Annotated in this window: 17 protein-coding genes; 15 read left to right on the forward strand and 2 right to left on the reverse strand. The window is 51.3% G+C overall.

The window, feature by feature from the left end; genetic code table 11:
* The first annotated feature begins 387 nt into the window (after positions 1 to 387).
* The 8 genes from FYJ45_RS18305 to FYJ45_RS18340 all read left to right on the forward strand — a co-directional run bounded on the left by FYJ45_RS18305 (position 388) and on the right by FYJ45_RS18340 (position 8,226).
* Entirely contained in the window at positions 388 to 1,245 is an 858-nt protein-coding gene (locus FYJ45_RS18305; RefSeq protein ID WP_154466410.1) for a S1 family peptidase, read from the forward strand.
* 257 nt (positions 1,246 to 1,502) lie between these two features.
* Positions 1,503 to 2,696 carry a CobW family GTP-binding protein gene (locus tag FYJ45_RS18310; RefSeq protein ID WP_154466412.1) on the forward strand — a complete coding sequence of 398 codons (1,194 nt, stop codon included), beginning with the start codon at positions 1,503 to 1,505 and terminating at the stop codon, positions 2,694 to 2,696.
* Between the two features lie 170 nt (positions 2,697 to 2,866).
* A complete protein-coding gene (locus FYJ45_RS18315; RefSeq protein ID WP_276890534.1) occupies positions 2,867 to 3,796 on the forward strand; it encodes a TIGR03943 family putative permease subunit in 930 nt (309 codons plus the stop codon).
* A 12-nt stretch (positions 3,797 to 3,808) separates the two neighbouring features.
* Positions 3,809 to 4,579, forward strand: a complete 771-nt coding sequence (locus FYJ45_RS18320) for a YlmH/Sll1252 family protein (protein ID WP_154466416.1) — start codon at positions 3,809 to 3,811, stop codon at positions 4,577 to 4,579.
* Positions 4,580 to 4,609: 30 nt separating this feature from the next.
* Entirely contained in the window at positions 4,610 to 5,527 is a 918-nt protein-coding gene (locus tag FYJ45_RS18325; RefSeq protein WP_154466418.1) for a putative ABC transporter permease, read from the forward strand.
* A 37-nt stretch (positions 5,528 to 5,564) separates the two neighbouring features.
* Positions 5,565 to 6,632, forward strand: a complete 1,068-nt coding sequence (locus tag FYJ45_RS18330; RefSeq protein ID WP_154466420.1) for a metal ABC transporter substrate-binding protein — start codon at positions 5,565 to 5,567, stop codon at positions 6,630 to 6,632.
* 72 nt (positions 6,633 to 6,704) lie between these two features.
* Complete coding sequence (locus tag FYJ45_RS18335) at positions 6,705 to 7,415, forward strand: metal ABC transporter ATP-binding protein (protein ID WP_154466422.1); 711 nt, start codon at positions 6,705 to 6,707, stop codon at positions 7,413 to 7,415.
* Positions 7,408 to 8,226 (forward strand): metal ABC transporter permease, encoded by an 819-nt coding sequence (locus FYJ45_RS18340; protein ID WP_154466424.1) that lies wholly within the window; start codon positions 7,408 to 7,410, stop codon positions 8,224 to 8,226. Before FYJ45_RS18335 ends, FYJ45_RS18340 begins: the two co-directional genes overlap by 8 nt.
* Positions 8,227 to 8,246: 20 nt before the next feature.
* Here FYJ45_RS18340 and FYJ45_RS18345 read toward each other — a convergent pair whose 3' ends face one another.
* Positions 8,247 to 9,074: a helix-turn-helix domain-containing protein gene (locus FYJ45_RS18345; protein WP_154466426.1), complete on the reverse strand. Its 828-nt coding sequence runs from the start codon at positions 9,072 to 9,074 to the stop codon at positions 8,247 to 8,249.
* A 225-nt stretch (positions 9,075 to 9,299) separates the two neighbouring features.
* Here FYJ45_RS18345 and FYJ45_RS18350 point away from each other — a divergent pair, with 225 nt between their 5' ends.
* The 6 genes from FYJ45_RS18350 to FYJ45_RS18375 all read left to right on the forward strand — a co-directional run bounded on the left by FYJ45_RS18350 (position 9,300) and on the right by FYJ45_RS18375 (position 18,662).
* Complete coding sequence (locus FYJ45_RS18350; RefSeq protein ID WP_154466428.1) at positions 9,300 to 10,403, forward strand: ABC transporter ATP-binding protein; 1,104 nt, start codon at positions 9,300 to 9,302, stop codon at positions 10,401 to 10,403.
* Positions 10,404 to 10,415: 12 nt separating this feature from the next.
* The gene (locus FYJ45_RS18355) at positions 10,416 to 11,306 is read left to right on the forward strand and encodes a carbohydrate ABC transporter permease (RefSeq protein ID WP_154466430.1); all 891 of its coding nucleotides are present in this window, start codon (positions 10,416 to 10,418) and stop codon (positions 11,304 to 11,306) included.
* A 13-nt stretch (positions 11,307 to 11,319) separates the two neighbouring features.
* The gene (locus FYJ45_RS18360) at positions 11,320 to 12,195 is read left to right on the forward strand and encodes a carbohydrate ABC transporter permease (RefSeq protein WP_154466432.1); all 876 of its coding nucleotides are present in this window, start codon (positions 11,320 to 11,322) and stop codon (positions 12,193 to 12,195) included.
* Positions 12,192 to 13,799, forward strand: coding sequence for an ABC transporter substrate-binding protein (locus tag FYJ45_RS18365; protein ID WP_154466434.1), 1,608 nt, complete (start codon positions 12,192 to 12,194; stop codon positions 13,797 to 13,799). The genes FYJ45_RS18360 and FYJ45_RS18365 overlap by 4 nt, the downstream gene beginning before the upstream one ends.
* A 101-nt stretch (positions 13,800 to 13,900) precedes the next feature.
* The gene (locus FYJ45_RS18370) at positions 13,901 to 14,752 is read left to right on the forward strand and encodes a hypothetical protein (RefSeq protein WP_154466436.1); all 852 of its coding nucleotides are present in this window, start codon (positions 13,901 to 13,903) and stop codon (positions 14,750 to 14,752) included.
* A gap of 487 nt (positions 14,753 to 15,239) precedes the next feature.
* Entirely contained in the window at positions 15,240 to 18,662 is a 3,423-nt protein-coding gene (locus tag FYJ45_RS18375; RefSeq protein ID WP_154466438.1) for a glycosyl hydrolase 115 family protein, read from the forward strand.
* A 171-nt stretch (positions 18,663 to 18,833) separates the two neighbouring features.
* On the opposite strand, the gene FYJ45_RS18380 is transcribed toward FYJ45_RS18375, so the two are convergent.
* Positions 18,834 to 19,850, reverse strand: coding sequence for a LacI family DNA-binding transcriptional regulator (locus tag FYJ45_RS18380; protein ID WP_025491398.1), 1,017 nt, complete (start codon positions 19,848 to 19,850; stop codon positions 18,834 to 18,836).
* A 434-nt stretch (positions 19,851 to 20,284) separates the two neighbouring features.
* Here FYJ45_RS18380 and FYJ45_RS18385 point away from each other — a divergent pair, with 434 nt between their 5' ends.
* Positions 20,285 to 20,488, forward strand: a complete 204-nt coding sequence (locus tag FYJ45_RS18385; RefSeq protein ID WP_154466440.1) for a hypothetical protein — start codon at positions 20,285 to 20,287, stop codon at positions 20,486 to 20,488.
* The last annotated feature ends 18 nt before the right edge of the window (positions 20,489 to 20,506 follow it).

The raw sequence follows: 20,506 nt of genomic DNA on the forward strand, positions 1-20,506 counted from the left end.
GAAGGCTACGAATGCCTAAAGGGTGTGGATAAAAACATGAAAAGGGCGTAGCGATGTGGAAAATAAATATTTAAGTATAAAAGTATCGAGAGGATTATTTACAACCTGCCAGCGCCTTTCGGCGCTGGTGTGTTATTACTTGGCTTTATAAGATAGATGTTGTATAGTATTGCTGTCGAGGCTTGTAAGAGCCTCGTGGATTGAAATGTTTTGAGGGTCATAAGTTTTGAGCGGAGTAATAGTCGAGGCTTGCAAGAGCCTCGTGGATTGAAATTCCTGCACCAGAGAGCCGATCATTTTTGCTGTAGTCGAGGCTTGCAAGAGCCTCATACATTAAGATATACAGTCTCACATACCTATAATAAAAATGGAGGAAACAGGTAATTAATGAAGGAGCGAATAAAAACTATAGTTTTCTGGATTTTGCTGGCTTTCACTGCAGCAGCGGCTATGGTAACTCCGTGGGCCTGTGCAAATAAAAAAGAAAATAATTCTGAAAAGGAAACTATGGTGGAGAGTCAGGAAGCGGCTGAAGGCATGCTTGATGGTGCCGGGTTGGACAACGTAGGGTTTGCAAAAAGCCTGGATGGTGAAAATGTGGAAAAGGCACAGGAACAGGCGGAACGAAGCGTAGTCCGGCTGGATGTGCAGGGAAACGGCGCAGAGTATTTCGGAAGCGGCGTGATCTGGGATGTTGCGGAGGAAGGGATAGTTATTGTGACCAGCAGACATTTGCTGGAAGAAGGGGAGTTGCTTCGGGTGGTTCTTCCGGATGGAAGGGAGACTTCCGGGAAGACGGAGGGCCTATGTCAGGTTAAGGATATTGGTTTTGTAGTAGTGCCGGAGGATTTACCGGAAAAAGAAAAAGTGAATGGAGCTTCCTCTGATGCAGCGGAAAAGACAATGCTGGTGGTCAGTCTGCATCAGAGGATTTTTGATACCCTGGATGCGGAAAGTCCCCTTGTGGTGCTGGGATGCTCTGAGGACGGCGTGGGAGATGAGGCCAGACATGCTGTTTTAAAGGATAAGGCATGGTACCGCGAGGAGTTTGGAAGCGATATCATGGTCCTGGAATGTGAGGCAAAACCCGGAATGTCAGGGGGCGGTGTTTTTGACGGCAATGGAAATTTTGTGGGTATGCTGGGGGGCGGCAGTGGAAATGACGCGGCGGCGCTTTCTATGGAGACGGTAAATGAAGCATATGAGGAAGTATTTGGAAGAATGAGGAACACTGAGGAATATTAAGCCGCCTGATGGGAAAAGCTGGAATTAACATAAATTTTATAATATGTGTGGAACTATTGCGTTTTATTATCAGTTCATTAATTCGGGCATGCATGAGAGTTGACAAGTTGAGGAAAACGGGGCAAAATATAGAGGATGCGATCAAAGGCATCCTTATGATATAAAATAGCCGCAGGCTGAGCTGAGTAATACAGGCCGGGACCAGGGCCAGGTGTTTGCAGGCTTAAGAGCCGTCACAGCGGAGAGAGAGGTGTAATATGACAAAAATAGATATTTTCTCAGGTTTTCTGGGAGCAGGAAAAACTACATTAATTAAGAAGCTTTTGAAGGAAGCCCTGGCAGGAAGCCAGGTAGTATTGATTGAAAACGAATTTGGTGAAATCGGCATTGACGGCGGTTTCCTGAAAGAATCCGGTATTGAAATCAAGGAGATGAATTCAGGATGTATCTGCTGTTCACTGGTAGGCGATTTTGGGACATCCCTGAAGGAGGTTATGGATACGTATCATCCGGAACGGATCCTGATTGAGCCTTCCGGTGTGGGCAAGCTTTCCGATGTGGTGAAGGCGGTACAGAATGTGGACATGGGAAGCGAGGTAACAATCAACAGCGCAGTTGCAGTGGTGGATGCTTCCAAGTGCAGGCTGTATATTAAGAACTTCGGTGAATTTTTCATCAATCAGATAGAACATGCGGGAACCATTATCCTGAGCAGGACGGATGTGGCATCAGAAACGAAGATACAGCAGGCTGTGGAACTGATTCGTGAGCATAACAGCAAAGCAACCATTATTACCACTCCAATAGAGCAGCTGGACGGAAAGGATATCCTCAAAACAATTGAAGGCGGCGAGGATTTGGAAAAAGAGCTGATGGAGGCGGTTCTGAAGGAACAGGAGTCCGGCCATCACCATCATCACGACGGGGAGTGCTGCCATGGAGAGCATGAGCATCATGACCATGAGCATTGCGGCCACGATCATGAAGACCATGAGCATGAAGAACATGATCATGAAGGCCATGAGCATTGCGATCACGATCATGAAGACCATGACCATGAAGGCCACGAGCACGAAGGCCATGACCACGGCCACCATCACGATCACGGCGAAGGCTGCAGCTGCGGCTGCGGCTGCGGACATGATCATGACCACCATGATCACCATCATGCGGACGAGGTGTTCACCAGTTGGGGAACCGAAACGCCTGCATCCTACACGAAGGATGAGATTTCCGATATCCTGGAAGCGTTGGAGGATGAGAAGAAATACGGCTTCGTACTCCGTGCAAAGGGCATGGTGCCTGCAGGGGACGGAACCTGGGTATACTTTGATTATGTGCCCGGCGAGAGCAATGTAAGAGAAGGAAAGCCGGACGTAACCGGAAAATTCTGCGTAATCGGATCCAAGCTGAACGAAGCGGCGCTGGCGGAGCTTTTTGACAGAAAATAAAGCAACGCACGATTACTGTGAAGGAACGGAACAGCTGTAAAAGTAATTGTGAAGGCAACGGGCAGTTACAAAAAATTAAGATAAGAAAATGGCAGGCCTGAAGGGTTCCCTTCAACCTGCTGATTGATGCAGTATCGCAGGCAGGCCTGCGGTATGCAGGAGGGATAATTGTGAAACCTGTATATATCATTAATGGTTTTCTGGAAAGCGGAAAGACAGAATTTATTACGTATACGCTGGATCAGTCCTATTTTCAGATCAAGGGAAAGACGCTGCTCATTCTCTGTGAAGAGGGCGAAAATGAATATGATCCGGCGCTGTTAAAGCGCAGCAACACCGTGATGGAGCTTATCGAAAACGAGGAGGATTTTACCCCGGAGAACCTGCTGAACCTGGAGAAAAAAATCAAACCGGAACGCATCATCATAGAATACAACGGCATGTGGAACTTTAAAAATATGAAGCTTCCCTGGCACTGGCGTGTGGAGCAGCAGATAACCACAATAGACGCGTCCACCTTTTCCATGTATTTTACCAACATGAAGTCTCTGCTTGCGGAAATGCTCCGGAATTCGGAGATGATTATTTTCAACCGCTGCGACGGGCTGGAGGATCTGAACAGCTATAAGCGCAACGTAAAGGCCATCAACCAGCAGGCGGACATTATTTTTGAAGACAGCAATGGTGAAATTGACGAGATTTTCGAAGAAGACCTTCCGTTTGATTTAAACAGCGATCCCATTGTACTGGACGATATGGGATATGGAATCTGGTATATTGATTCCCTGGATCATCTTGACCGTTATGTGGGAAAAAATGTGCAGTTTACGGCGATGGTCATGAAGCCGGACGGGTTCCCCAAGGATCATTTCGTGCCGGGCCGCATGGCGATGACCTGCTGTGCGGAAGATATAGCTTTCCTGGGCTTTGTCTGCATTTCCAGGGATGCGGACAGCTTTAAGGAACAGGACTGGGTGAAGGTGACCGCGAAGGTTTCAAAGGAATACTGGGCTGATTACGGCGGAGAGGGACCTGTGCTCCATGCCACCAGCGTGGTAAAGGCCAAAGCGCCCAAGGAAAAAGTCATCAGCTTTGTTTAATCAGGGGGACAAATGTCGGCTGAAACAGAAAAAGATCTGCAGCAGTTAAAGAAACGTTTTCTGGAACTGGCAGAAAAATCATACAGACAGAATATTTTTACTTTTACAGGCTTCCTGTCCATGGCGGAGCAGGAAGCCTTATTTGAAGCGATGAATACGCAGAAGGGCTATTCCTTCAGCCTGTGGGGCGGCAGCGAAGGCTGTGAAAGGCAGATGGCCCGCTTCGGCTCTCCGGAAGAGCTGGGATATGAGGAACTGTATCCCATAGAGACGCTGAAGGTCAGCCCGTTATTGGAAAAATTTGCGGATAATTTTACCCACCGGGATTTCCTGGGCGCTGTGATGAACCTGGGAATTGACAGAAGTACGGTGGGCGATATTTTTTTGGAAGGCAGGCATGCGTGGGTTTACTGCACCCAGCGGATCGCGCCCTGGCTTTGTGAGAACCTGACGAAGGTAAAGCATACCAATGTGCGCTGTGAGACGGCGGCGGAGGGGATGGAAGCGCCGGTGAGGGAGCCGGAAAGGGTTTCCCTGATCATTTCCAGCGAACGGGCGGACGCCATTCTTGCCAAGCTGTACCAGCTGTCCAGGAATCAGAGCCTGGAGCTCTTCCGGACAAAAAAGGTATACATCAATGGAAGGCTTTGCGAAAACAACAGCTGCCAGCTCAAAAGCGGGGATATGGTGAGCGCAAGAGGCTACGGACGGTTCCTTTACTACGGTGCTGTCGGGGAAACCAGAAAGGGCAGGCTGAATGCCGCGGCGGGAGTTTACCGCTGAAAGCCTTGAGAATACGAGGGAGGAAACAGCATGTATCACTATACATTGTCACAGTGGCTTTTCTTTTTTTATTTTTACTGCTTTTTCGGATGGTGTTTTGAATCTACCTATGTATCTATCTGTCAGAAAAAACTGGTGAACCGGGGATTTATCCGCGGGCCTTTTCTTCCCCTGTACGGTTCGGGAGCGATTATGATGCTCCTGGTATCCAGCCCCATGAAGGGAAATCTGGTGGGGATATATATTGCCGGCTGTATCGGCGCCACCGTACTGGAATATATAACAGGGGTGGTGATGGAGGCGCTGTTTAAGGTGCGTTACTGGGATTATTCCCATAAAAAATTAAATTTCCAGGGGCAGATATGCCTGGAATCCACGCTTTGCTGGGGGCTTCTCACGATTTTAATGACACAGTTCATCCATAAGCCGGTGGAGCATATCGCCATGTTGATTCCGCATAAAGTGCTGCTGCTTGTTGTTGCGGTGATATCGTTATACTTTATCGCCGACTTCGTTACTTCCTTCCAGGCTGCCATGGATCTGCGCGATATCCTTGTTAAGGCGGAACAGGCCAAGCAGGAGCTGGAGCGGATGCAGAAGCGTCTGGACGTACTTATCGCCGTGGCAAACGACGAACGGGAAGCCAAGAAGGAAAAACGCCTGGAGCGCAGGGAAGAGCTTGTGGGGACAATAGAAGAGGCCTTTGCCCAGCTTCGTGAAGCGCTTCCTGCTTCCGAGCTGCTGAAGGAAAAGAGAGAAGAAATCCTGGAGCTGCGTGACAGATTTATCGGAAACAAACGGGTGGGAGAGGAAAAGGAGCAGTCCTTTATCCATAACTTCATCAAGAGAAACATGCTGAAGGGCAACCCCACCATGACTTCCCATAAATTCCATGATACACTGGAGGAACTGAAAAAATCTGCTTCTGAATATAGAAGAAAACGGTAACTGTAAAGAATACGGACAGTTACAGAAAAGGAAAGAAATGAAGAAACGACTGACAGCGATAATAGTCCCGCTGATTCTGTGTTTTCTTACGGCCCTGACTCTGGCCGGCTGCGGCGCGGCAGGGCAGGAAAAGGAGGCCGCCCGGACGGCTCCCGACGGCAGGCCCAAAATACAGGTAATTACCACCATATTTCCGCCATATGACTTTGTCCGTCAGATAGGCGGGGATTATGTGGAGGCGGATATGCTGCTCAAACCGGGAATGGAGGCTCATTCCTATGAGCCTACGCCCCGGGATATCATAAGGATAACGGAGAGTGATCTGTTTCTGTATGCCGGAGGAGAATCTGACGTATGGGTGGAGGAGCTGCTGGAAGGCAATGATTCCCGTGTCCACGCCCACAGCCTTCTGGAATGGGTCGAGCCTTTGGAAGAGGAAACCGCGGAGGGTATGCAGTCCAGGGAGCACGATCATGACCATGAAGAAGAGGCGCTTAAAAATGGGGCGGCTGAAGAGACGGCCGGCGGAACAGAGGCTTTTGCAGAGGATGCAGGCGTGCATCTGGAGGAAGGGGAATATGATGAGCATGTATGGACCTCCCCTGCCAACGCCATTCTGATTGTGGAAAAAATCCGGGATACGCTCATCTCCATCGATCCTGACCGCGCCGGAATTTATGAGGAGAATGCCAAGGCCTATCTGGAGCAGCTGCGCAGTCTGGACAGCGATTACCGCCGGGTAATAGGAGAGGCAAAGCGCCATACGGTAATCTTTGGGGATCGTTTCCCCTTTCTCTATCTGGTGAAAACCTATGGCCTGGATTATTATGCGGCTTTTCCCGGCTGCAGCTCTGAAACGGAGCCGAGTGCGGCGACCATCGCCTTCCTTACGGATGAGGTGAAGGAGGAGCATATTCCGGTGGTATTTTATCTGGAGCTTTCCAATGCCAAGGTGGCGGATGCCATAGCTGAGGTAACCGGAGCCAGGACCGCCATGCTGCACTCCTGCCATACCCTTACCAGGGAAGAAATGAAGCGGGGGGAAAATTACTTTTCGCTGATGCGGCAGAATCTGGAGCAGCTTAAGCTGGCGCTTAACGAATAATTGTAGCGGCCCTGCCTGCATCTGGCGAAGGACAGCCAGCCGGCCCTGAAGCGGCGGCCGAAAGGAATGAAAATGTCTTATATAACATGTAAAAATGTATCATTTGCATATGAAAACCAGATTGTGGTATCCGGCCTTGATTTTCAGGTGAACGCAGGAGATTACCTGTGTATCATCGGAGAGAACGGCACCGGGAAAACAACGCTGATCAAGGGCCTTCTGGGATTGAAAAAACCGGCGGGCGGTGAAATTGTCACGGGAGACGGGCTGAAGGCCACGCAGATCGGCTATGTGCCCCAGCAGGACGCGGTGCAGAAGGATTTTCCTGCATCCGTCTATGAGGTGGTGCTTTCCGGCTGCCTGAACAGCCGTGGCATGAAGCCGGGCTTTGGTGCGGCGGAGAAAAAAAGAGCGGTTGATAACATGGAGCTTCTGAAAATCGGTGATTTGAAAAACAAGAGCTTTCAGGATCTCTCCGGCGGCCAGCGGCAGCGAGTGCTTCTGGCCCGTTCTCTGTGCGCCACCAAGCGGCTGCTTTTACTGGACGAACCGATTACCGGGCTGGATCCGGTGGCAACGGAGGAATTTTACGCCATGCTTGATGATCTGAACGGAAACCACGATATTACGATTATTATGGTTTCCCACGACATCAGGGAAGCGGTGGAGCATGCGGATCATATTCTGCACCTTTCCCAAGGCGGCTACTTTTTCGGAACCACACAGGACTATGGGAAGAGCGGCTTCGGGAAAAAATTTCTGGGAGGTCTGGCAGATGCTTGAATATATTATTGAAATGTTTTCATACCCTTTCATGCAGCGGGCGTTCCTGGTTGGTATCCTGGTGTCGCTGTGCGCGTCCCTTCTGGGGGTCAGCCTGGTGCTGAAGCGCTATTCCATGATTGGGGACGGCCTGTCCCATGTGGGCTTCGGCGCGCTGGCCGTGGCTTCCGCGCTGAATATGGCGCCTTTGGCTGTGGCGGTGCCGGTGGTAATCCTGGCCGCTTTTATCCTGCTTCGCTTAAGCGACAGCGGAAGGCTGAAGGGAGATGCCGCCATTGCGATGATTTCCACGGGCGCGCTGGCGGTGGGCGTTATGGTGGTGTCCGTGACCACGGGAATGAATTCGGATTTGAACAGCTATATGTTCGGATCGATTCTTGCCATGAGCAAAAGCGACGTGGTATTGAGCGTAGTGCTGTCCGTTATCGTGCTGGTGCTCTATCTGCTGTTTTACGATAAGATTTTTGCCGTGACCTTTGATGCGGTTTTTGCCAGGGCTACGGGAATCAGGACCGGCCTTTACAACATGCTTCTGGCAGTGCTCACCTCGGTGACGGTAGTGCTGGGCATGCGGATGATGGGGGCGCTCCTGATTTCCAGCCTGATTATTTTCCCGGCGCTCACCGCCATGCGGGTGTGCAAGCGCTACCGCAGCGTGATTCTTTGCGCGGTGGCCGTATCCGTCGTCAGCTTTATCCTGGGAATGACCGTATCCTTCCTTCTGGCAACGCCGGCGGGGGCGAGCATCGTCATTGTGGATATTGTGCTGTACTTTATTTTCTGGCTGGCCGGCGCGGTGCGGGGAAAATAATCGGGCTTTACGGACGCCTTTCAGCGTTGGGAGCGCGGGTTCGTCCCGAATTCCTTTTTATGCATTCTGTAGAAATGGGCATAACTGTTAAAGCCTGCGTTGGTGCTGGCTTCCAGCAGGGACTGCCCTTTTTTGTGCAGCTCGTTTGCCAGCAGCAGCCGTTTGTGGTTCACATACTGGTTGATGGTGTAGCCCGTTATTGTCTTGAAAATCCGGCAGAGATGATATTTATTGATAAAAAATGTCTCCGCCAGGCAGTCCAGGGAAAGATCCCCGGTCAGGTTTTCATTGATATGGAGCAGAATATTTTTAACCCGCTCATCCTCAACCGTGGGGAGGGTCAGCGGCTCATCGATATGGTTTAACAGATACAGAAATTCCAGCAGCACACATTTGGCAATTTCAAAGGCGCCCTCCTGAAGATACCGGTTGACCTTCATAAGCAGCTGGTACATTTCCCTGTCCACAATTTTCGCAGGGATCTGGCAGCCCATGCCCAGCGAACGCTCCCGGAAAAAGGCTTCCAGCTCCCCGCACCGGTTCCTGTGGAAAAAATCCAGGCTGATAAAAATAACGATTCTTTCATATTTATCAGAAGACAGAAACACGTTATGGTGCATTTCATAAGGCCTGGCAATAAAAATATCGTGGGGGTGCGCCCTGTAAATATTCCCTTCTATATGGAATTCCGCATTCCCCGAAAGAAACAGATTTATTTCATACAGATTATCATGATTATGCAGCTTGAATTCCGCGTCATTTTTCGGTGTGTTATCTATATTATATACAAAATCATAGCCGAATTCGGAATCCAGCTGGTAATATGCGGTTATAATTTCATCGACCATCCATATATCCTCCCTGCGGCAGTGACTGCCGCGCCTGGCTGCAAGGGAAAACGAAAGGAACACGCATATCTCCTCCCGGCGCAGACGGCTTCACGGCTATAATAAAACAGTATGATACACGGGGAAATGAAAGTCAAGCAGGTGGGAAAATGGCGGAACTGTTACTGGAATTGTTTGGCAGGATGCGATATAATGATCTTCGGAATGTGTGAAGGGAGGAGAGGCATGAAAATCGAATTGCAGAATCTCACTAAAAAATTTCCAAACAGGAACAGAAAAAATCCCGGCGAGGTCATCGCCGTCAATGATTTTACCTTTGAAATACCCGATGGACAGTTAATCGGTCTGCTGGGACCGTCGGGCTGTGGGAAGAGCACTACGCTGAATCTGATCTGCGGCCTGGAAAAGCCTACGGCCGGAAAGATATTCTTCGGCGGCCGGGACGTGACCGCACTGCCGCCGGAGCTGCGGGGCGTGGGCATGGTATTCCAGAATTACGCGCTTTATCCCCATATGACAGTACGGAAAAATATCCTTTTTCCCCTGGAAAATCTGAAGGGAAAGGACAAGCTGACCCAGGCTGAAATGAACAACAGGGCGGAGGATGCCGCCAGGCTGGTGCAGATTGACGAATTGATGGACCGCAAGCCCGGGGAGCTGTCCGGCGGCCAGCAGCAGCGCGTGGCCATCGCCAGGGCTTTGGTAAAGCTGCCCCAGGTGCTTTTGCTGGATGAACCTCTTTCCAACCTGGATGCCAGGCTGCGCCTGCAGACCAGGGAGGAAATCCGTAAAATACAGAGAGCGACGAAAATCACCACGGTGTTCGTAACCCATGACCAGGAGGAGGCCATCAGCATTTCCGATCTGATAGTGGTCATGAAGGACGGGCTTCTGCAGCAGATTGGAAAGCCCCAGGAGGTCTATGACAATCCGCAGAACCTGTTTGTGGCAAAGTTCCTTGGAACACCGCCTATCGGTATTTTCCGGGGCGAAGTATGCAATGGGAAGCTTTGCATCGGCGGCATACCGGTGCTTCCGGTGCCCGGGGCGGCGGATGGTAAGGTGCTGGCCGGAATCCGTCCGGAGGGCTTTTTGCTCCGGGAGGACGGGCCTCTTTGCTGCAGCCTTGCGGGCGTGGAGGTGATGGGCCGTGAAAGCAGCGTCGTAGCTTCTCACCCGGACTGCGAAGCCGCTTCCTTCCGTGCGATTGTAGATGCCTCGCAGCTGGCTGACCCGGATGCAGAGAAGGTCCGTTTTGCCCTGAAACCTGAAAAAGTATATTTATTCGACCCGCAGACGGAAGCACGTATTCCCTTTCAGGTCAGATAAAAGGAGCCGCTTATGAACCGACATGGCATGAAAGCCTGGCTGTATCTTCTGCCGGCGCTTTTATTTCTCAGTATATTTATGATTTATCCGCTGATTGACGTGTTCGTCTATTCCGCGGAGGAGGGGTATAATTTCGCCTCCCAGACCTATTTCGGGACAGGCCTTTATAATTATTCCTATGTGCTGCACGATCCTTATTTCCTGCAGGCCGTAAAAAACACCTTCCTTCTGGTTATCATCACCGTTCCCCTCTCCACGGGGCTTGCTCTTCTGATTTCTCTGGGCTTAAGCTCCATCAGGGCGCTGCGGGATTTGTACCAGACCGTTTTTTTCCTGCCCTATGTGACCAATACGCTGGCGGTGGGCCTGGTATTCATGATTCTGTTCCAGAAGACAGAGTATACCGACGGGCTCATCAACCTGCTGATTGGCTTGTTCGGCGGCCCGTCCGTTGATTTTATCGACGGCCCCTACTGGGCCAAGATGTTTGTCCTGTGTTTTTATACCATATGGGTGGTCATGCCCTTTAAAATCCTGATCCTGACCAGCGCGCTGGCCTCCGTAAACCAGGATTATTATAAGACGGCCCGGGTGGACGGCACCTCAAAGCTGCGTACCTTTACGCGGATAACCCTGCCCATGATTTCCCCCATGGTTTTTTATCTGGTAATCACCGGCTTCATCGGCGCGTTCAAGGCGTACAGCGATGCGGTGGCGCTGTTCGGCACGGATCTGAATGCGGCGGGCATGAACACCATTGTGGGCTATGTCTACGACATGCTCTACGGCGACAGCGGCGGCTTCCCCTCCTACGCCTCGGCGGCGGCCATTATACTGTTTGCCATCGTCCTTACCATTACCTGCATCAATCTGCTGGTGAGCAAAAAACACGTTCATTACTGAGGAGGCCGGATTTATGGATAATCGGACTTTTTTTGAAAAAATTGAACTGAGGGCCGGACGGCGGGCGCGGATCGGACGGATCGTGACGTATGTGCTGCTTTCGCTGTGGGGAGTTATCGTCCTGTTTCCTTTTTACTGGATGCTCCTGACCTCGGTGAAGAGCTATGGCTCCTATAATGCGGAGCGCATTCCCGCCTTTTTCACCCTGTCTCCGACCATGGAAAACTACGCCGATGCATTTACGCAGGTGCCTCTGGGCGGCTACCTCGTGAATACGGTGATTTTTTCGGTCATCACTACGGCGCTTATGGTAGTGGTCATCACTTTGGCGGCCTTCGCCTTCGCGCGGCTGGAATTCAGGGGGAAGAATTTGATTTTCACGCTCTTTCTTTCCCTGATGATGATTCCCGGCGAGCTGGTGGTCATCACCAACTTTGCGACCATCACCTCCTGGGAGATGCGCAATACTTTCATGGGACTGATCCTGCCGTCGGTTACGTCGGTTTTTTACATCTATCTGCTGAAGGAAAATTTTGAACAGGTGCCCGATGAGCTGTACCGGGCGGCAAAGGTGGACGGCACCTCGGATTTTAAGTTCCTCTGGAAGGTTATGATTCCCATGTGCTGGCCGACGCTGATAACCATCATCATCCTGAAGGTAATCGAGTGCTGGAATTCCTACGTATGGCCGCGGCTGATTACGGACGAACCCGCTTACTATCTGGTCAGCGGCGGAATCCAGGAAATCCGGGAAAACGGCTTCGGACGCGAGAATATCCCGGCAATGATGGCGGCGGTTGTGGTGGTTTCCATTCCCCTGATCCTGCTGTTTTTAGTATTCCGGAAAAAAATTATGGCCGGTGTGTCACGGGGAGGGCTGAAGGGATGAAGCGCTTATTTAAGAAGGGCCGGGCGGGTGCGCTTGCCGCGGCTGTGCTGACAGCCTCCGCGCTCCTGCTTACCGGCTGTCATGGTTCCAGGGAAAACACGGACTTTACGGTGCCGGAGGCCTTTGATGCCGCAAAGCAGCATGAGATTACCTTTTGGGCGAAAAACGATACCAATAAGAGGCAGACGGATATTTATAAAAAGGCGATTGAGGATTTTCAGGAGCTCTATCCCAACATCACGGTAAACCTGCGGCTGTACACGGATTACGGGAAAATATATAACGATGTCATAACCAATATTTCCACCGGGACCACCCCCAATGTCTGCATCAGCTACCCGGATCACATCGCAACCTATCTCACCGGAGACAACGTGGTGGTTCCCCTGGACGGCCTGTTTTCAGATGAAAAGTATGGGCTGGGAGGCAGTGAGGTGAGGTTTGATTCTCCAGTGCAGGAGGAGCTGATACCACAGTTCCTGGAGGAGTGTTCCTTTGGCGGCCGCCATTATGCCATTCCCTATATGCGATCCACGGAGGCCTGCTATGTGAATAAGACCTATGTGGAGGCTCTGGGCTATACCCTGCCGGAAACGCTGACCTGGGATTTCATCTGGGAGGTTTCCGAGGCCGCCACGAAAAAGGATGCGGACGGGAATTTCCTCGTCAACGGACAGAGTGTGATGATTCCCTTCCTCTATAAGTCCACGGACAATATGATGATTCAGATGCTGAAACAGAAGGGGGCGGGGTATTCCACGGAGGACGGCCGGATTGAGCTGTTTAACGATACGGCCAAAGAGCTTCTGTATACCATCGCGGGACATGTGAAAAGCGGCGCCTTTTCCACTTTCAAAATTTCCAGCTATCCGGCTAACTTCTTAAATGCCGGGCAGTGCATTTTTGCCATAGATTCCACTGCGGGCGCTACCTGGATGGGGACCGATGCGCCTCTTACCGATATCAGTGAAGAAGCCCTGGTGGATTTTGAAACCGAGGTGATGATGATTCCGCAGTTTGATCCCGCGAATCCGCAGATGATTTCCCAGGGGCCTTCCGTCTGTATCTTTAATAAGGAGGATCCCCAGGAGGTCCTGGCGTCCTGGCTTTTTGCCCAGTACCTGCTTTCCGACGGGGTACAGACGGCCTATGCGGAGACGGAAGGGTATGTGCCGGTTACCAGAACCGCGAGGGAATCCGAAGAGTATCAGGACTATCTGTCCCGGGCCGGTGAGGACAATGATAATTATTATGACGTGAAAATCAAGGCTTCCCAGCTTTTGCTTTCCCATACGGACGATACCTTCACCACGCCGGTATTCAACGGTTCCGCTTCCCTGCGGGACGCTGCCGGACAGCTGATTGAGAATGTGGCAAAATCCGCCAGGAGGAAGGAAGAGATCAACGATGCCTACATGGACAAGCTTTTTTCCGACGTGACGGCCCTTTACCACTTAAATGAACGCGCCTCACAGACCGCCGCAAAAACCGATCTGGGTCCGCTCCCGGGCACTGCCGTGGCGCTGCTTTCCTCCCTTGCGGCGGCCTGGATACTGATTTTGGCCTATCTGATTGTTGGATGGAGAAGAAAAAATGAGACATGACCATTGATTTCTTTTATTTTTAAGCTATAATAACTCATGAAGGGGCTTGGGAAACCTGAGTTCCTGCAGCTTTTAAAACTTTATTCACAAAGGAGAGAATTATGAAAAAGACTATCGTTCTTACGCTTGCGCTTTCCATGGCACTGGCCGTTGCCGGCTGTGCAAAGACAGGGGAGCCGGCGGCAACCGCTGCTTCGGAAGCAGTGAGCACCACAGCAGAGACCGCTCAGGAAGAGAGTACGCCGGCGGCTGCAGTGGAAGAAACCACAACGGTGGCTGAGACGGTCACCACAGACACCGCTGCCGGGGTTATGACCTATGAAGAGTATATGGCTGCCGATCTGGATTCCCAGGTGGTAATCGAGACTTATGTCCAGGCAAAGCAGTCCTGGTGGGAGGATAAGGCCACCGTTTACAGCCAGGATAAGGACGGCGCTTATTTCCTGTACAATATGGCATGCTCAGAGGAAGACTATGAGCGTCTTGTTCCGGGAACCAAGATCCGTGTAACAGGCTACAAGTCAGAATGGTCCGGAGAAATCGAGCTGATGGATGCAACCTTTGAATTCGTGGAAGGGGATGAGTTTATCGCCGACGCGCTGGATGTTACCGATATGCTGGGAACCGACGGCCTGATCGACCATCAGAACCAGTTTGTTACCTTTAAGGGCATGACGGTAGAGGCTGCCGGACAGGATGCCGACGGCAATGATGTGGCTTACCTGTATAACTGGGACGGTTCCGGTACAGAAGGCGACGACTTATATTTCAACGTTTCCTATAACGGAGAAACCTACACCTTCACCGTGGAATCCTACCTGTGTGATAAAACAACCGATGTATACAAGGCTGTACAGTCTCTGGAAATCGGCCAGACCGTTGATATGGAAGGTTTCCTGTACTGGTATGAGGGCGTAAATCCCCATATCACTTCCCTTACTGTAGTTAAATAAACAGAAGCCCGGGGCTTAAGCAGTAAGATAATGCGCCTCCCGCCGTATTTTCCGGTTCTTCGCCGGAAAGGATATGGCGGGAGGCGTTTTTTGATCCGAAACAGGGAGAAGGAGCAGCCCTGATGGTAATCAGCGGATGAATGGGACGGCGGTTGAAGCTGCAAAGCCAAAGTACGAAGTGAATATAAAAGTGTAAATATAAAGTAAAAGTATAAAGTCAGAATATAAAGTCAAGATACGCAATGTTTTTGCCAATAATGTTGCAGAAAAATACCCACTGTATGATATGATGAAAATATCGTAACTGTTCAGCAGGTCAGCGCATTTACTGCGCTGACCGTAAGAAAGTGATTCAAGAGTGCTAAAATCCATCGCCAAAGGCGATTTAGGATGGATTTTAGCAGTAACTGTGAGGGGTACTGAACAGTTACAAAATATCATACAGACATGAGGTGATATCAGCCGGAGAGGATGAAAGGAGAAACGTATGGATTTTTACATAAAACGCGGACAGAAATACCGGATCAGGATAAGCGATAAGGAATCCGATGCGGTAAAAATTGCGGCTTCCAATCTGGAAAAGGATTTGGAAAAGGTTCTGGGAGGAGGACTGCAGGGCGACGAGTACGCACAGACAGCCGTTCCGGAAGTGGATTCTGCGGAAAATTATTCCGAAATCCGTATCGGAACAATCGGAATGTGTGAGGACATTGACAGAATTGCCGGAAACTTCCTGCGGGATGAAAAAGGCGTACTTGTAAAGGAAGCGTATCTGCTCTGTGTCCGGGAAGGAAGGCTGATCATTGCGGGCAGCGACAGAAGGGGAACGATTTACGGCATCTACGAATTCTGTGAAAAAATCGGCGTTTCCCCCTGGTATTTCTGGGCGGATGTACCGGTGAAGGAAAAGCAGGAAATCCGTCTGCCGGAGGATTTTTTCAGGACGGATCACCCTTCCGTGGAATACAGGGGGATTTTTATCAATGATGAGGAAGAGCTGGAGGCCTGGGTAAAGAAGCACATGGGCGAGGAAACCATCGGCGTGAAGACCTATGAAAAGGTGTTTGAGCTGCTTCTTCGGTTAAAGGCAAACTACATATGGCCTGCCATGCATGTCAATTCCTTCAACAGTAAACGGGAAAACGGCGCGCTGGCGGAACGCATGGGCATTGTGGTGGGAACCTCCCATTGCGATATGCTGATGCGATCTAACAATCGGGAATGGCGTCCCTGGATAGCAAAAAAGGGATACCAGGATGCGGTTTACGACTATTCCGTACCAGGAAGAAACCGGGAAATCCTGCAGGAATACTGGCGGGAGAGCGTGGAACAGAATCAGGATTTTGAGGTCTGCTATACGCTGGGGATGCGCGGCATCCATGATTCCGGCTTTGAGACGAGGGGGCTGGAAAACAAAAGCGAGGAGGAAAAACGGCAGGCCAAGGTGGAGCTTCTGGAAACCATTATCCGGGATCAGCGCAGTATTTTAAGGGATACGCTGGGCCATGATACGATGATGACCTTTATTCCATATAAAGAGGTTCTGGATCTGTATGACCACGGCCTTGAGGTGCCGGAGGATATGACGCTTGTCTGGGCGAACGACAATTACGGCTATATCCGCAGATACCCTTCCGAAAAGGAGAAAAAACGCAGCGGAGGCAACGGTATTTATTATCATAATTCCTATTGGGCGCCCCCGAGCATGTCCTATGTGTTCCTTTGCTCCATACCGCTGGCCCACACGAGAAATGAGCTGCAGAAGGCTTATAATGAGGGAATCCGCAAGCTGTGGGTGCTAAACAGCGGCGCCATGAAGCCGCTGGAGCAGGAAATTGAATTTTTCCTGCGCCTGGCCTGGGAAATCGGCAGTGAAAATGCGCTGACGGAGGATGTGGACGCTTATGTGGCAGACTGGATCGACCGTAATTTTGAGGGCGGCATCGGGAAAGAGGTTTCAGCGCTCCTGAATGATTTTTCCCAGCTTACCAATGTAAGAAAGCTGGAAAATATGGACTATGATGCTTTTTCCCAGACTGCCTACGGAGACGAGGCCGTAGTGCGTATCCATAAATATGAGGAGCTTTTTGCCCGCGGAAACGCCATTTACGAAGCGCTTCCCGAAAAGGAAAAGGACGCCTTTTTCCAGCTGGTTCTCATGCGTATCCATGCGGGATATTTTACGAATCTGCAGTTTTATTATGGCGACAGGAGCACACTTGCGTACAGGCAGGGAAAAATGCAGGCCGCCGCATATTATACGAAGAAATCCATGCAGTTTGACGATGCCAGGAGGAAGATGCTTCTGTACTATAATAAGGTGATGGCTGATGGAAAATGGGACGGCATCCTGAACCCGGAGGGCTTCCCGCCGCCGCGCGCCGCGCAGATGCCCGTCTGTACGCCGCCGCTTTCTATCGGAGAGCGGGGAATGCTGACGCATTTATGGAACGAGGAAACGGAGCCTGTGTTCAGGAAGCCCGGCGTAAAATGGCTGGAGCTGGGAAATGCGGGACAGGAAAGCTTTGATTTTACCATAACCGCGCCGGACTGGATGACTTTGTCTGAAAACAGCGGAAGCGTGCGGACGGAAAAAAGGATTCTGGTCAGGGTGGAGGACTGTACCGCCGCCAGGGAAGGGGAGATTCTTGTAAAGGATCTTTCGGACTGCAGCGAGGTGAGGATTCCGGTAAAAACAGAGCCTCCGGCACAGGTCTGTGAAAATACAGAGGAGGACGGCTGTATCTGCGTGCAGGCCGTTTCGGCGCAAAGTACGGTTTCTTCCCCTTACTTTCACGTCATAAAGCGGCTGGGCAGATGCCGGGGGAGCCTTATGGAGGCCGTCAGGGAGGACAGTGGTTTTTCGGCGCCTCTTTGTTATCAGGTGTATGCCGCCAGTGAGGGGGAATTCCTGCTGGAGCTTCACCGGTTCCCGTTGCTGGATTCCACCGGCCGGATCAGGATAGGTGTTTCCGTGGACGAAGGGCCGGTGCGGATACTGGAATCGTATTCCAATGACGAGTGGCGTGGAAACTGGAAGAAAAACGTGCTTAACAATGTGGATCGCCTGTATCTGTCCCTCCAGGCGATGAAGGCCGGCTTACACCGGATTTCCCTGTATGCGGTGGATAAATATTTTGCTTTTTCCGGATTCGTGATTTATACGAAGGAGAGAAAGGAAAACAATCTGGCGGGGATTACCGGAGCGCAGGAGCTTCCCTGGGACTGGGACGCGGACCGGTGGACGGAGGATTTTTACGGGAAGCTGACGCTTAAGCCCCGGCCGGTGGAATACGCCCCGGCGGAATGCGGGGATGACGGGCTGGCGGTGACAAGCAGGATCCTGTATCCGGAACGGTATGCCAAGACGGTGGAGCCAGGCTTCTTTTTACAGGAAGGGGAGCATCCGTTTGCGGAAAATAACGGCAGCATCCGGATTGATGCGGCGGCGGCCCTGGCGCAGAGCAGGTTTGCCCACGCGGACGGAGGGCTATGGCAGCACTGCGGCAGTGAATCCTATGGGCGCAGCGGGCTGGCCATGTATGTCAGGACACCGGGGCTGTCGTGGAAGGAGCCGTCCGAAGCGCCTTCCCTCAGTTATCAGCTGGAGTGTGAAGGCGGGGAATACACCGTCTGGATGCTGTCCAAATTCGATGTGATGGAAGAGGCTTATTTTGCCATGGGAGTGGACGGACATCCGTTAGCCAAAGAAGAATTGTACCGGGGCGGGGCGCTGCACCGTTATGAGGCGGAGCAGATTTACAGATGGGTCCCTGCGGCCAGATGCCTGTTAGAAAAAGGCAGCCATACGCTGCAGGTGTATTCCATGGCGTCAGGCATGCGGTTCGACCGGTTCTATCTGACCAGGGGGGAAGAGCTTCCTCCGTCTGATACGCAGTGGCCTGTATGAGGGGAGTAACAGGACAATAGTCTGAAATCACACAAAAAAAGCCGTTCCGTGCAGGTGAACCGGTTGGTCTGCCGCACGGAACGACTTTTTTGCAGCAGGAATGAACTGAAAAGATGTCCTGACGCAAGATCGTGTTTGAAAAATGCTTTCTGCCGGCTGCTGCCGCATAAGTCAGATGTTTTCCCGGATACGGATGTCCACCGTCGTATAATGGTATTCCTTTTCCGGCTTTTCCCCGGTGGTAAGGCAGGAGAACATCAGATCTAAAGGCCTGGTGCCCTGAATGAGGGGCTGCTGGCAGATGGTGGCGGCGATGACTCCCTGAAGCACCATATCCCTTGTGGTGGGAACCTTATCGCAGGAAATGATGGTAATGTCGCGCCGCCCGGAAGCGAGCACCGCCCGGCAGCCGCCGTATACGCCGCCCGCCGCAAAATAAAGGGCGTTAATTTCCGGATGCTCTCCAAGCAGCCGCAGCGTGCCGTCATAGCTTTCAAATTCATCGTCGCTGTTTTCAATCGTATCCACGATGTGGATGCCAGGATAATGTGACTGCACCCGGTCCCTGAAGCCCGCAATCCGGTCCGTATGGCAGAGTACCTTGGAGGAACCGCTGATAATTCCCGCGTAGACCTCCCCGTCCGACATCAGATGCATCAGTCCCGCGGCGGTTTCCCCGGAACGGTAGAAGTTGCAGCCTACGTAGGCCAGGCGGGCGGAGTTTTCAATATCCGTATTGGTGGTGATCACGGGGATGCCTTTTTCACTCAGCTCATTGATCTTGCCGGCAATGAGCGGATCGTTATAGGGGGAAAGCACGATGCCGTTCACGCCCTGGGCCGCCATCCTGTCCATGGCGTCCAGCTGGGCCTGCAGGTCGAAGCCCACGCGTGAAATGAGGACGGAGCAGTTATATCCGCCAAGCTCTTCCGCCTTTTTATTTACCCCTTCTATCACATCATTAAAAAACGGATTTCCCGTATCGAACAAAATTACCCCGATTTTCAGGTTCTTTTTCTGTGCGGCAAGCACGATGCCGGCCCTGTTCGGTTTATAATCAAGCGCCTGGGCTATTTCCAGTACCTTCCGGGCCGTCTTGGGATTTACCGCCCCGCGGTTATTCAGGACCCGGTCAACCGTTCCTCTGGAGACTCCGGCCAGCTCGGCAATTTCCTTAATCGTAGCCATGCCTGGTTCACCTCTGATTTCTTTTTTATTCCCGCGGGCAGAACCAAGCAGCCATGCTTGCATGGATATTTGGCGACTGCCGCGAGGGTCAAATGCCCCGCTGCTCTGCAGCGCTGCAAATTTGATACCCCATTGCTTACAGCGGGGACTTTGATTATTTCTGCTGGCGGCGGGTTAAACGGTGAATTCAAAGAAAAACGAATATTTTCCCGTCTGCCAGACAGGACGCCCGCGGCAGACGCCCGGCAGAAATGTTCCGGATTCTTATGGCAATGTAAATTCCGGTTATCCGATGGTTGTATGCAACCTTGCAGTTGTATGCAACTTTGCAGTTACACTTTCCATAACCGTAACATAATAAACGGTCAAAGTCAATTTTCAAAGGGTGAAAATCGTGTGCGTGCAACACGAAACAGCAGATTATACAAAAGAGGATGTCAAAAGGCCGCAAAAAACAAGGTGGATTGTATATTTTAACGAATTTGACAAACCCCATTGATTTTTGGGAGGAAATCATTTATTATGAAAGTAACGTGCACGAGCACGTAAGAACGGACAAAAAACAGGCGGCATGCGGGCAATTGCTTTTGGGGAAGCCGGAAGGCTGGCTGAGGCGCCGCATTGAAAGCCGCATTTAAGAAGGAAAGGACGGGAGG

This window comes from Eisenbergiella porci (genome assembly GCF_009696275.1).
Taxonomy (GTDB): Bacteria; Bacillota; Clostridia; order Lachnospirales; family Lachnospiraceae; genus Eisenbergiella; species Eisenbergiella porci.